The sequence below is a fragment of the Streptomyces sp. CG 926 genome (genome assembly GCF_003148825.1).
Classification (GTDB): Bacteria; Actinomycetota; Actinomycetes; order Streptomycetales; family Streptomycetaceae; genus Streptomyces.
In genome coordinates this window covers 339,720-353,014 of sequence record NZ_QGGZ01000010.1, presented here as the reverse complement: position 1 = coordinate 353,014, position 13,295 = coordinate 339,720, and the positions used below count along the sequence as shown (strand labels likewise).

10 protein-coding genes are annotated in these 13,295 nt (G+C 73.3%); 7 read left to right on the top strand and 3 right to left on the bottom strand.

Annotated elements, in window-relative coordinates; all coding sequences use genetic code 11:
- Positions 1-69: 69 nt before the first annotated feature.
- Both BCL76_RS26810 and BCL76_RS26805 read left to right on the top strand, forming a co-directional pair.
- Positions 70-627 carry a hypothetical protein gene (locus BCL76_RS26810; protein WP_258309923.1) on the top strand — a complete coding sequence of 186 codons (558 nt, stop codon included), beginning with the start codon at positions 70-72 and terminating at the stop codon, positions 625-627.
- Between the two features lie 9 nt (positions 628-636).
- Positions 637-1,011, top strand: a complete 375-nt coding sequence (locus BCL76_RS26805) for a VOC family protein (protein WP_109781937.1) — start codon at positions 637-639, stop codon at positions 1,009-1,011.
- Between the two features lie 36 nt (positions 1,012-1,047).
- On the opposite strand, the gene BCL76_RS26800 is transcribed toward BCL76_RS26805, so the two are convergent.
- A complete protein-coding gene (locus BCL76_RS26800) occupies positions 1,048-2,949 on the bottom strand; it encodes a serine hydrolase domain-containing protein (RefSeq protein ID WP_109781936.1) in 1,902 nt (633 codons plus the stop codon).
- 298 nt (positions 2,950-3,247) lie between these two features.
- On the opposite strand from BCL76_RS26800, the gene BCL76_RS26795 reads away from it, so the two are divergent.
- From BCL76_RS26795 to BCL76_RS26780, 4 genes are all read left to right on the top strand, one after another.
- The gene (locus tag BCL76_RS26795; RefSeq protein ID WP_109781935.1) at positions 3,248-4,363 is read left to right on the top strand and encodes a nitronate monooxygenase; all 1,116 of its coding nucleotides are present in this window, start codon (positions 3,248-3,250) and stop codon (positions 4,361-4,363) included.
- A gap of 5 nt (positions 4,364-4,368) precedes the next feature.
- The gene (locus tag BCL76_RS26790) at positions 4,369-5,952 is read left to right on the top strand and encodes an acyl-CoA synthetase (protein WP_109782021.1); all 1,584 of its coding nucleotides are present in this window, start codon (positions 4,369-4,371) and stop codon (positions 5,950-5,952) included.
- Between the two features lie 268 nt (positions 5,953-6,220).
- A complete protein-coding gene (locus tag BCL76_RS26785) occupies positions 6,221-7,324 on the top strand; it encodes a calcium:proton antiporter (protein WP_109781934.1) in 1,104 nt (367 codons plus the stop codon).
- Positions 7,325-7,405: 81 nt separating this feature from the next.
- Complete coding sequence (locus tag BCL76_RS26780; protein ID WP_109781933.1) at positions 7,406-8,140, top strand: hypothetical protein; 735 nt, start codon at positions 7,406-7,408, stop codon at positions 8,138-8,140.
- Positions 8,141-8,152: 12 nt separating this feature from the next.
- On the opposite strand, the gene BCL76_RS26775 is transcribed toward BCL76_RS26780, so the two are convergent.
- Positions 8,153-10,600 (bottom strand): penicillin acylase family protein, encoded by a 2,448-nt coding sequence (locus tag BCL76_RS26775; RefSeq protein WP_109781932.1) that lies wholly within the window; start codon positions 10,598-10,600, stop codon positions 8,153-8,155.
- Between the two features lie 156 nt (positions 10,601-10,756).
- Between BCL76_RS26775 and BCL76_RS26770 the strand changes: the two genes are divergently transcribed.
- Positions 10,757-12,352: a fatty acyl-CoA synthetase gene (locus tag BCL76_RS26770; RefSeq protein ID WP_109782020.1), complete on the top strand. Its 1,596-nt coding sequence runs from the start codon at positions 10,757-10,759 to the stop codon at positions 12,350-12,352.
- A gap of 52 nt (positions 12,353-12,404) precedes the next feature.
- Here BCL76_RS26770 and BCL76_RS26765 read toward each other — a convergent pair whose 3' ends face one another.
- A complete protein-coding gene (locus BCL76_RS26765) occupies positions 12,405-13,268 on the bottom strand; it encodes a YhjD/YihY/BrkB family envelope integrity protein (RefSeq protein ID WP_109781931.1) in 864 nt (287 codons plus the stop codon).
- Between the last annotated feature and the right edge of the window lie 27 nt (positions 13,269-13,295).

Genomic DNA, 13,295 nt, shown 5'->3' with positions numbered 1-13,295 from the left:
GCCGCCCGCCCGCCGGCCCGAGCGGGCGACGCCGTCGACGTCGATCCTTCGGAACGGAGCAGCACTGTCATGGCGACCATCGCGGTGACCGGCCACGTGAACCTCGCCGAGGCGAGCGTCGCGCCCATAGAGGAGGCACTGCGCGCATTGCTCGCCCGCTACCCGGCCGCCGAGCTCACCGGCATGTCCTGCCTGGCCCCCGGCGCCGACACGGTCTTCGGGGACGCCGTACTCGCCCTGGGCGGGCGGCTGGTGGCGGTGCTCCCCGCGGCCGACTACCGGGCGCGGATGCGGGAGGGCCCGGACGCCGTCGCCTTCGACCGCCTCCTGCGGGCCGCCACCGACGTCGAGGTGATGCCGTACCGACGGGCCGGCGCGGACGCCTACGCCGCCGCCAACCGACTTCTGCTCGGCCGGGCCGAACTCCTGGTCGCGGTGTGGGACGGCGGGCCCGGCGGCAGGCAGGGCGGGACGGCCGACGCGGTGGCCGCGGCCCGTGCGCGGGGGCTACCGGTGGAGGTCGTCTGGCCGGCCGGGGCCGCCCGGCGGGACCCGGCGCGGCCGGCCGGCCGCGCCGATCGCGGCCGGCGCGGGCCGGGCCGGTCCGATCGACGAGGCACCCCCTAGGATCCGACCATGATCGCTGAACTGCAATGTGTGGTCCTGGACTGCCCCGAGCCGCAGTCGCTCGCCGAGTTCTACCGGTCCCTGCTGGGCGGGAACGTCAACCAGCAGGACCGGCGTTGGGCGCTCGACGAGAGCTGGGCGACGCTCCACACGCCCTCGGGACCGGTCCTCGCCTTCCAGCAGGCCCTGAACCACGTGCCTCCGCGCTGGCCCGACCCCACCCGGCCGCAGCAGTTCCACCTCGACCTCGGCGTCCCGGACCTGGACCTGGCCCAGGAGGAGGTGCTGGCGGCCGGCGGGACACTGCTCGACGGATCGGACGGGCGCGGCTGGCGGGTCTACGCGGACCCGGCGGGGCACCCCTTCTGCCTGGTCCGACACTGAGTCTCCGACACTGAGTCACCGACCCGGTCCGGGCGGTCAGTCCGCCGATCGGGTCCAGCCGATGGGCTCGATGCGGTCCGCGTCGGCCGGGCGGTCCTCCGCGAAGAGCAGCCGACCCGGTTCCGCCACGCGTACGACGTCCACGTAGGCCCCGCGTCCTACGTAGCGGCCGGTCGCGGTGTGGCGGAAGCGCAGCCGTACCTCGCGTCCCGCCCAGGCGGTGGTGAGGGGGGCTTCGAGGCGGTGCCAGACGCGGCCCGACCAGCCGCTCACCGAGCCGCGCGGCCACTGTTCGGGTGTACCGCCGGTGGACCGCAGCGTGCTGAAGGGCAGCGGCTCCCAGTGCTCCCCGTCGGCGGAGGCCTCCAGGTGCAGGGCGCCCTCGCCCGGCACGGTGTCCCACCACACGGCGCACCGCAGCCGGGCGGCGGCCGTCGCCGGGACGAGCGGCGGCAGCGTGAGGGTGCCCGAGGCGCCGGGCCGGATGTCGGAGAACCAGGCCGCGCCGCCGTGTCGGGTGCGGACCGGGACGGCGCGGGCGAAGCGGTTGCCGACCGCGACCCGCGGCGCGCTGCCGGCCCGCCAGGTCCTTACGGGGTGGACGGAGTTGCCGAGCAGGATCAGGAACGAGTCGGTGGAGGGGTCGAGGACCAGGGAGGTGCCGGTGAAGCCGGTGTGCCCGGCGGAGTGCGGGGTGGCCATGGCACCCATGTACCAGTGCTGGTAGAGCTCGAAGCCGAGGCCGTGGTCGTCGCCGGGGAAGGCCGTGTTGTAGTCGGTGAAGAGCAGCTCGACGGAGGCGGGGCGCAGGATGCGCTTGCCCGCGTAGACCCCGCCGTCGAGGAGGGCGCGGGCCAGCACGGCCAGATCCCAGGCGGTTCCGAAGACCCCGGCGTGGCCCGCGACGCCGCCGAGCGCGTACGCGTTCTCGTCGTGGACCTCGCCCCACACCAGCCCGCGGTCCAGGCCGGACCAGGGCGGGCGCTGCACCTCGGTGGCGGCGATGACCCGGCGCCAGGAGAGCGGTGGGTTGTATCGAGTGCGGTGCATCCCGAGCGGAGCGGTGATCTCGTCGCGGAGCAGTGTGTCCAGAGTGCGACCGGTGATCCGTTCCAGGAGCAGTTGCAGCGCGATCAGATTGAGGTCGGAGTACCGGTAGACGGTGCCCGGTGTCTCCTGCGGCCGGACCGACCACAGCAGCCTCAGCTGACCCTCCCGCGTGGACTCCTGGTAGAAGGGCGCCCAGGACCGCAACCCCGAGGTGTGCGTGAGCAGCTGGCGGACCGTGATGATCTCCTTGCCGCCCCCGACGAACTCCGGTAGGTAACGGCACACCGGAGCCTCCAGCTCCAGACGCCCGCGTTCCATCTGCTGCACCGCCAGGATGGAGGTGAACAGTTTGGTCAGCGAGGCCAGGTCGAAGACGGTGTCCTCGGCCATGGCGATCCGCTCGGCCGCCGGGTACTCCCGGACCCGGTCGGTCCGTCCGTCGTAGTCCGCGTACCGGACCGCGTACCCCATCGCGCGGTGCAGGGCGATGGTGCGGCCGCGGCCGGCGAGGACCACCGCCCCGGCGTAGTAGGGGTGTTCGGGGGACGGGCCCAGGAAGCGCCGGGCCTCGTCCGCGACCCCTTCCAGGTGCTGCTCCAGCAGGCCCGCCTGGCGCGCCGACCCGTACCGCAGCCGCAGCCCCTGGAGCGCGCGCCGCTCGGCGGGACCGCCCGAGGCGCCCGCGGAGCCCGGGAGCGCCGCGTGCAGGACGAGCACCCCGCCCAGCGCGAGCAACCGTGCCCCGAGGCGCCGCCGGCTCGGCCCGCGGCCCGGTTCGGCCACGCCGGTGCGCTCCGCCCTGCGGTCGCGCGGTTGCTCGCGGCCGATGCCGCCCGACCGTTCCGTGCCGACCTCCGCCACCGCTTCGGCCCCCGTGTCCGCTGCCATGTCCGGTCCTCCTCGTCCGCAACCCGCGCCCACAACACCCGCACCCGCCGTGCGCATTCCGCCCGCGGTCCACATCCCGGCGCCCGCGTCCCCGGCGCGCCCGCATCCCGGCACCCGCGCCCCGCTGCCGGAGGCCCGCCGCAGCCCGTACCCGCCGAGCGCGCCGCAGGCGATCCGCACGGTAGTGGGTATCTGCCCGCCCGTCGGGCACCCTCCGCACCGACCGACCCGTAAAGAATCTGACACTGCATCAGAAAATCTCTTCCCTCGGCCGGCGGGCTGCGGCATCCTGCCGCCCATGAAGACGGAGTTGAGCAAGAAACTGGGAGTCGAGCACGCCATCTTCGGCTTCACGCCCTTCCCGGCGGTCGCCGCTGCCATCACCCGCGCGGGCGGTTTCGGTGTGCTCGGCGCGGTCCGCTACACGGCCCCCGACGACCTGAAACGCGACCTCGACTGGATGCAGGAGCACACCGACGGCAAGCCCTACGGCCTCGACGTCGTCATGCCCGCCAAGAAGGCCGTCGACGGCATCGCCGAGGCCGACATCGAGGCGATGATCCCGGCCGCTCACCGAGCCTTCGTCCGCGACACCCTCGCCAAGCACCACGTGCCCGAGCTCGCCGAGGGCGAGGCCTCCGGCTGGCGGATCACCGGCTGGATGGAGCAGGTCGCCAGGAGCCAGCTCGACGTCGCCTTCGACTACCCCATCAAACTCCTGGCGAACGCGCTCGGTTCGCCGCCCGCCGATGTCATCGCGCGCGCCCACGACCACGGTGTCCTCGTCGCCGCCCTCGCGGGCAGCGCCAAGCACGCCCGCCGCCACGCCGAGGCCGGCATCGACATCGTCGTCGCCCAGGGCTACGAGGCCGGCGGCCACACCGGCGACATCGCCACCATGGTCCTGGTCCCCGAGATCGTCGAGGCCGTCGCCCCCCTCCCGGTCCTCGCCGCCGGCGGCATCGGCAGCGGCGAGCAGATCGCCGCCGGCCTCGCCCTCGGCGCCCAGGGTGCCTGGCTCGGCTCGCTCTGGCTCACCACCACCGAGGCGGACCTCCACTCGCGCGCCCTCACGGCGAAACTGCTGGCCGCCGGGTCCGGCGACACCGTCCGCTCCCGCGCCCTCACCGGCAAGCCCGCCCGCCAGCTGCGTACCGAGTGGACCGATGCCTGGGACGACCCGGCGGGTCCCGGCGCGCTCCCCATGCCGCTCCAGGGCCTGCTCGTCGCCGAGGCCGTCTCCCGGATACAGAAGTACGAGATCCAGCCCCTGCTCGGCACTCCCGTCGGCCAGATCGTCGGCCGGATGACCGAGGAACGCAGCGTCCAGGCCGTCTTCGACGACCTCACCAGCGGGTTCGAGAGGGCGATCGACCGCATCAACCGCATCGCCGGCCGAGTCCGAGAGGCGTGACCGACATGACCGCGACGACGTCCACGACCCCCGCCACCGACCAGCAGCCGCCCAACGGCTTCTGGGCCCAGGCCGCCGCCGACCCCGGGCGGACCGTACTCGTGACCCCCGAGGGCGAGGAATGGAGCGCCGGCCGGCTGCACGCCGACGTCAACCGCCTCGTCCACGGGCTGCGCGCCGCCGGACTGGAGAAGGGCGACGTCTTCGCCGTCGTCCTCCCCAACGGCGTCGAGTTCCTCACCGCCTATCTGGCCGCCTCGCAGGCGGGCTTCTACCTCGTCCCCGTCAACCACCACCTCGTCGGCCCCGAGATCGCCTGGATCGTCTCCGACTCCGGAGCCAAGGTCCTCATCGCGCACGAGCGCTTCGCCGAGGCCGCCACCGCCGCCGCGGACGAGGCCGATCTGCCGGCGAGCCACCGGTACGCCGTCGGAGCGGTCGCCGGCTTCCTCCCGTACGCCCAGCTCCTCGACGGACAGCCCGCGACCGCCCCCGAGGACCGCACGCTGGGCTGGGTCATGAACTACACCTCCGGCACCACCGGCCGCCCGCGCGGCATCCGCCGTCCGCTGCCCGGCAAGCTCCCGGAGGAGACGTACCTGGGCGGCTTCCTCGGCATCTTCGGCATCCGGCCCTTCGACGGCAACGTCCACCTGGTCTGCTCGCCGCTCTACCACACCGCCGTTCTCCAATTCGCGGGCGCCGCCCTGCACATCGGACATCCGCTGGTCCTGATGGACAAGTGGACCCCGCAGGAGATGCTCCGCCTGATCGACGGCCACGCCTGCACGCACACCCACATGGTGCCGACACAGTTCCACCGTCTCCTCGCCCTCCCGCAGGAGACGAAGGACGCCTACGACGTCTCCTCGATGCGGCACGCCATCCACGGCGCCGCGCCCTGCCCCGACCACGTCAAACGGGCGATGATCGACTGGTGGGGCCGGTGCGTGGAGGAGTACTACGCGGCCAGCGAGGGCGGCGGCGCCTTCGCGACCGCCGAGGATTGGCTGAAGAAGCCGGGAACGGTCGGCAAGGCCTGGCCGATCAGCGAACTCGCCATCTTCGACGACGACGGCAACCGGCTGCCCGCCGGAGAACTGGGCACCGTCTACCTCAAGATGAACACCGGTGGCTTCAGCTACCACAAGGACGAGGGCAAGACGAGGAAGAACCGGATCGGTGACTTCTTCACCGTCGGTGACCTGGGGCTGATGGACGAGGAGGGCTACCTCTTCCTCCGCGACCGCAAGATCGACATGATCATCTCGGGCGGGGTCAACATCTACCCCGCCGAGATCGAGTCGGCCCTGCTCACCCACCCGGCCGTCGCGGACGCCGCCGCCTTCGGCATTCCGCACGCCGACTGGGGCGAGCAGGTCAAGGCGGTCGTCGAACCGGCCGAGGGCTTCGTCGCGGGCGACGCCCTGGCCGCGGAGATCCTGCACCACTGCGAGCGGCAGCTCGCGGGCTACAAGCGCCCCAAGACGGTCGACTTCATCGAGACGATGCCCCGCGACCCGAACGGCAAGCTCTACAAGCGGCGGTTGCGCGACCCGTACTGGGAGGGCCACGAGCGCGCCATGTGACGCGCGGCGCGGTGGTGTCCGAGCAGTGCTGGGGCGAGGGGTGCCGGGACGCGGGGTGCTGGGACGTGGGGCGCCGGGCCGCGCCCCCGCCCCGGCGGCCCGGCCCACCACCGGGCCGAGGTCCTGCCGGCACGCGGCGACCCATCGCCGCCCCGTTCCGGGAGCCGGTACCCACCACGCCGCGGAATGCCGTGAGAAACGCCACCTCATTGCCCCCGAGGCGCGCCTTGCGCCGCACCGAGGGGACAATTCTGGCAACTTTGCCGATATGAGTACGGCTACCCGCAGATCCCCCCTGACCGACTGGACCCTCGTGGTCCCCGTGGTGGCGCTGGTCGCGCTCGTCTTCAGCTGGGGGAGGGACCTACCCGGCTTCGCGGTGGCGCTCGTCGCGCTCTGTCTCGCGGGCGCGGTGCTCGCGGCCGTCCATCACGCCGAGGTCGTCGCCCACCGCGTCGGCGAACCCTTCGGCTCCCTCGTCCTCGCCGTGGCGGTCACCGTCATCGAGGTGGCGCTCATCGTCACCCTGATGGCCGACGGCGGAGACAAGACCGCCTCGCTGGCCCGGGACACCGTCTTCGCCGCCGTCATGATCACCTGCAACGGCATCGTCGGCATCTCCCTGCTCGTCGGCGCCCTGCGCAACCGGGTCGCCGTGTTCAACCCCGAGGGCTCCGGGGCCGCCCTCGCCACCGTCGCGACCCTGGCCACCCTCAGCCTGGTCCTGCCGACGTTCACCACCAGCAAGCCGGGCCCGGAGTTCTCCACGGCGCAGCTCACCTTCGCCGCCGTCGCCTCACTCGCCCTGTACGGGCTCTTCGTCGCCGTCCAGACGGTCCGTCACCGCAGCTACTTCCTGCCCGTGGACACCGGAGGGGGTGCCGCCGGCGGCGACGACCACGCCGAGCCGCCCACCGCCCGCGCCGCCCTCCTCAGCCTCGGCCTGCTGCTGATCGCGCTCGTCGCCGTGGTGGGCGATGCCAAGGCGGTGTCCCCGACCATCGAACGGGCCGTCGCGGCCGCCGGTCTGCCCCAGGCGGTCGTCGGTGTGATCATCGCCCTGCTCGTGCTGGCGCCCGAGACCCTCGCCGCCGTCCGTGCCGCCCGCCGCGACCGCATGCAGACCAGCCTCAACCTCGCCTACGGGTCCGCCATCGCCAGCATCGGCCTGACCATCCCGGCGATCGCCCTCGCCTCGATCTGGCTCTCCGGACCGCTCCTGCTCGGCCTCGGCCCGATCCACATGGTGCTGCTCGCCCTCACCGTCGTGGTCAGCGCCCTCACCATCGTCCCGGGGCGCGCCACGCTGCTCCAGGGCGGCGTACACATCGTGCTGCTGGCCGCCTACCTCTTCCTGGCCGTCAGTCCGTAGCCACCGCCCCGGACGCGGCCTCTCGCGAGGCCGCGCGACCCCGCGCGAGGCCGCGTCCGGGGTCCTGCCTACCCTCCTCCCATGACCATGGGCGTACACATCCCGGAGTACCTGACGGACCGCGAGCTGGTCGCGAGCGAGGACCTCGCCCGCGCCCCGGCCTTCTGGCTCGCGCATCTCCTCCTGACCATGGGCGATCCGAGCGAGCCGACCGAGCCGTACGGTGTGGACGCGTCCGCCTACGACGCCATGGTGGACCGCCTCGGTGACCCCGAGCAGCCTTGGCCCGTGCTGCGGATCCGCTTCGACGGCGGGCACACGGCCTATGTCGTCCACGCCAACGAGGAGGACCGCAACGACGTCGAGTTCTTCGTCCGACACCCCCGATGGGGGCGCCTGGGCCATCTCGGCCAGTGCGGCGCCGACGACGCACGCCCCGGCCTGTCCTGGCCGGAGCTGCAGACGCTCGCCACCCGCACGCAGGACGACGGTGAAGGCCTGACCGATCCGTCCGAGCGTCTGCTGCTCCTGCTCCCGATGCTCGGGGACGCCGCACTGCCCGCCGAGGCGCGCGACGTCGTGGCCCGTGCCCTCGCGCACTGCGGAATACGCGCGGACGCCGCCGGCGATCTGGCCGCGACCTTGGTGGGGGAGCCGGATCCGACCGACGGACCCCGGTGGACGGCCACCGAGGCCGACCCGATCGCGGTGTGTTCGTCCGCGTACAGCCCTCGCCGGGTACCGCTCGCCCTGGGCATCACCCCGGAGCAGGCCCGGGCGCTCGCCACCGCCCTCGGCGGGACGCGGGCCGGATGACCGGGCTCCCGGTCACCGTCGTTCGCGGACCAGGACCACCTTCAGCTTCGGCGACGTGAGGATGTCCCGCTCACAGAAACGCGAAGTGACCCAGCGTTCCTCGGAGTACATCCGGGTCTGGTCGGCGTAGTACGGCGAGAGCGGGTTCGAGGACTGGCTGTACGTCAGCAGGGTGCGCGCCACCGGGCAGCGGCTCCCGTCCCAGCCGACCGCCTGGATGTGGCTGGAGCCGTGCACGACCTCCGGGTATCCGCCGGCCGCCGCGTTCCACGGGGCCTCGATCTTGTTCCAGACGCCGAGCGCCTCCGTGCCGCCGCCCACCGGCAGCTTGCGCCCGCCACGGACCACGAACTGGTGCTCGCCCAGCGGTGCGTCCAGCGCGATCCCGGCCGCCTTCAGCTCCGCCACCGCGTCCGCGAGCGCCCGCCCGATGCCGGGCGCCGCCCGGTCGAGCGTACGGGGGGTGCGTACGGGATCGGCCGCCGAGAACGGCACCAGCCACAGGTCCTTGGCTGGCGTGGAGGCGGTCAGCCCGCGCCAGAACCGGTCGAAGAGCAGCGCGCCGCGGCTGCTGCTGTCGGCCGTACGGTCCCAGCTCGCCAGCACCGCGCAGGCCGCCGAGACGTCCACCGCACCGCCGTCGCTCGCCGTCGCCGTGCCGCCCGGCAGGGCGGAGCACGCCTTCGCGGCGTCGGCCGCCGCCAGATCACCGGCCGGCACCCGGTTCGCGAACTGCTGCTTCTGCAGGTCGGCCACGGTCAGTCGGCCCTTCGCGGCCATCGCGGACACGTCCTCGACCGCCCCGCGCGTGCGGGCCGAGCGCGGGGTGGCGACACTGCCCCAGATCCGCTCGTAGCCGGTCAGCGGCCGGTCGGCGTTGGCCAGCCAGGCACTGTCGTTGGAGTTCTCCGCGTACGGGGCGTCCCGCAGCGTCGGCGCCTTCCCCGGGCCGAAGACGCCGGGCTGCACCGCGTCCGGATCCGAGCCGATCGCGCAGTCACCGCGCGAGCCGTCCAGCACCGCCAGCCCCGAGGCCGGGTACGTGGCCCGGCCCAGCGGGGTGGAACAGCGGGCCGCCAGCTCGTCGGTGATCCGGGGGAGCACCTGGGTCTGCGTGAAGAGGGTGGCGCCCGCGGAGTCGGCGGCCACGGTGTTGACCCAGGGCAGGCCCTGGGTGCGCTTCAGCGCCTCCTGGATCCCGGCCACCGAACGGGCCTTGCCCATCGCGAGGCTGGTGTCGGAGCCGCGTAGGTTCGCCGCGTTCGGGTCGTTCAGCGCGTACGCCGTCCGCGCGGTCCACGGCAGGGGCAGGCTCGCGCCGAGATCCGAGACCACGGGCCCGTAGCGGGTCCACCACTGGGTGCGGGTGATGGGGGCGCCGCCGCCCGCCACCGGGACGGTGACGCTGCGCCGGGTCATCCGTTCCGGCTTGCCGTCGACCAGGTAGGCGGTCGGGTCGGCCGGGTCCAGGGCGAGCTGATGGAGGTTGACCGGGGTGCCGGTCGCCACGGTGTGGCTCCAGGCCACCTTCTCGTTGAAGCCGATGTTGACCACGGCGGTGCCGAGCAGGGAGGCACCCGAGACGTTCAGCTCGCCCGGGATGGTCTGCTGGAACTGCCAGAAGCGGCGGCCGCCCTGCCACGGGTAGTGCGGGTTCCCGAGGAGGAGACCGCGGCCGCTCGCCGTGGTGGAGCCGGCGAAGGCCACCGCGTTGGAGCCCATGTCGTACCGGCCGGTGTCGAAGAACTCCCGCGCGGCTTCGGCCGCGGCAGCCGGACCGGTCTCCTGGGGGGACGCCGTGGGGCCGGTCGGCGAGCCCGCGGCGCCCGGGGGCTGCGCGGCGGTGAGGCCGTCGACGGCGCGGCCCTGGCCGCCGAGGACCGAGACCGCGAAGCCGCGGGCGGCCACGTCGGCCGTGGTGACCGGGCGGACCCAGGCGGCACCCTTGCAGCCCGGATCGGTGATCTTGTTCTGGGCCAGCCAGGCGTTGTACCCGGCGGCCCAGCCGCGCATCAGTTCCTTGAGGTCCTCGGTGGGTCCGGCCGGGGCGGGGGTCGCCAGCAGCCGCTCCACCGTGCCGGACTCCCTCACGCCCTTGAAGTAGAGGTCGCTGGAGAGGTTCTTCGTGGCCGAGGAGAGCGAGAGGTCGGGCGCGGCGTCGGGGCCGAACCAGCGGGAACGCTCACCTGAGACGGTCACGAACCCGTCGGCGAGGACACAGACCTGGTCGGCGGCCTGGGCCCAGCCGGTACCGAAGCCGAGGTGCGCGTAGTCGCGGGCGAGGATGTGCGGGATGCCGTTCTCGGTGTACCGGATGACGGCGGACAGGCCGCCTCCGGCGGCTGTCAGGTCGTCGGGCGCTGCGGCCGCCGAGGCCTGGGGCACGGCGGCCGTCGCGGCGAGCAGAGCGGCGCCGACGAGGGCGACGCGGCGGAGTATCGGACGAGTGCTGAGATGCAACAGTCCTCCCAAGTAGCCTGTGAATGGGCGTGGTTACCCTCTGACAGGCGGTACGTCCGTGCCCCCACACTCATTCAGCCCGTCCGGCGAGCTGTCAACATGCCGTTCGGTATCCGGTTGTTGACCGTGGGCGTGGCGGAGGGCGAGGATCGCGCCATGACGGCAGCGCGGGCAGGGCAGGCAGGGCAGGCAGAGCCGGCGGGGCAGGCAGGCTCGGCAGGGCGGGCAGGGCGGGCAGGGCGAGCGGTGCGCGAGGACACGGTCGACGGACTGGTGCACGCCGCCGCGCGGCGGGTCCCCGACCGCCCGGCCGTGCGCTATCGCGAGCGGAGCTGGACGTACGCGGAACTCGACGCCGCCGTCACCACCGGCGCCGCCCTGCTGCGGGAGCGGTACGGACTCGCCGCCGGGGACCGGGTCGCCACCTTCGCCCACAACTCCGACGCCTACCTCCTCGCCTACCTCGCCTGCGCGCGGGCCGGGATCGTCCACGTCCCGGTCAACCAGAACCTCACCGGCGAGGACCTCGCGTACATCCTCGACAACTCCGCGAGCGCCCTGGTCCTCGCCGATCCCGACCTGGTCGGGCGGATCCCCGACGGGTACCGGGTACGGGCGCTGCGCGACGCCCCCGACTCCTTCCTGGCGGAGCTGGCCGAGCCGCTGCCCTTCGAAGGCGACCGGGACCCGGGCGCACTGGTTCAGCTCCTCTACACCTCGGGGACCACCGCCCTGCCCAAGGGCGCGATGATGACCCACCGGGCCCTCGTGCACGAGTACGAGAGCGCGATCGAGGCGCTGGACCTGACCGAGGACGACCGGCCCGTCCACTCGCTGCCGCTCTACCACTCGGCGCAGATGCACGTCTTCCTGCTGCCCTACCTGGCGGTGGGGGCGCGGAACACGATCGTGGACGCGCCGGTCGCGGAGCAGATCTTCGACCTGGTCGAGGCGGGGGAGGCGGACAGCCTCTTCGCCCCGCCGACGGTGTGGATCGGCCTGGCCGGTCACCCGGACTTCGCGGTGCGTGAGTTGGGCGCGCTGCGGAAGGCGTACTACGGGGCATCGATCATGCCGGTGCCGGTCCTGGAACGCCTGCGGGAGCGGCTGCCCGGCCTCGACTTCTACAACTGCTTCGGCCAGAGCGAGATCGGTCCGCTGGCCACGGTGCTCGGACCGGCGGAGCACGAGGGGCGGATGGACTCCTGCGGGCGGCCGGTGCGCCACGTGGAGGCGAAGGTCGTGGACGAGGACGGCAAGGACGTGCCGGACGGAACGGCGGGCGAGGTGGTCTACCGCTCGCCGCAGCTCTGTCTGGGGTACTGGAACGACCCGGTGGCCACGGCGAAGGCGTTCCGGGACGGCTGGTTCCGCTCGGGCGACCTCGCGGTGCGCGACGCGCAGGGGTACTTCACGGTCGTGGACCGGGTGAAGGACGTCATCAACTCGGGCGGGGTGCTCGTCGCCTCACGGCAGGTGGAGGACGTGCTCTACACCCACCCGGGCGTGGCCGAGGCGGCGGTGATCGGGCTGCCCGACGAGCGCTGGATCGAGGCGGTCACGGCGGTGGTGGTGCCGCGCGGGGAGGCGGGGGAGATGACGGAGGCGGAGCTGATGGCCTACGCCCGGGAGAGGCTCGCCCATTTCAAGGCCCCGAAGCGGGTGCTCTTCGTGGACGCCCTCCCGCGCAATGCCAGTGGCAAGATCCTCAAGCGGGAACTGCGCGACCGCTTCGCCGAACCCGGCCGCTGACGCCCGGCCGCTGACGCCCGGCCGCCGACGCGGGGGAGGCCGGTCGGTGCGGTCAGTGGGGATGCGGAGGATGCGGAGGGCGCGCGGCGGGGTCCTCGGGCGGGAAGAGCCCGCTGCGCCGCAGCCGCCGCAGGGTGAGGTGCTCGTGCACGAGACGGCCGACGAGCGCGCCCCCGTAGACCACGAAGCCGACGCCGACCAGCCAGGACTGGACGACGAGCAGGGTGCCGAAGGGGCCGTAGATCACCGCGTTGGAGGCGATGAGCGGGGAGAACACCAGCTGCGAGAAGATCCGCAGCCCCAGCAGCCCGAGGCTGGTCGCCACCGCTCCCGGCACCAGGGCGCGCCAGCGGACCCGGCCGCCGAGCAGCAGGCGCTGCGAGCCGATGAAGAACAGGCAGGTGCCGACGAGGTCGCCCAGCGCGCCGAGGATCGTGCCGATGGCGTTGTTCGACGGCGAGGGGATTCCCACGAGCAGGCCGAGGTAGCAGACCAGCAGGGCGAGCCAGACGACGTGCAGCCACATGGTGTGCCAGCGCGCGGTCGGCAGGTCCCAGACCTTCTCGTAGCCGGTCTGCACCGCCGATCCGAAGGTCAGGCCGAACACCGCGAGGGCGGCCAGACCGAACGCCGTGGTCCGTTCCAGCGCCAGGTCGGCGGCGCCGAACAGCATCTCCACCCGGACCCGCGAGGCCTCCGTCACCCCGAGGGCCTGACCCAGCCAGCGGCCGAAGCCCGAGCCGCTCCCGGGCGCGGCGGCCGCCACGACCACCAGCAACGGCACCAGGGTCAGGAAGCCGAGGGCCGCGAAGCCCATCGCCCGGTGCATCAGCTCCATCTCCCGGCCACGGCTCCAGGCCAGCCCGATCTGGGAGCCCTGGAGCCGGTCGTAGAGCTGCCGGAGGGTGGAGATCACACCTCATGCACTACCCCCGAGCGCCGG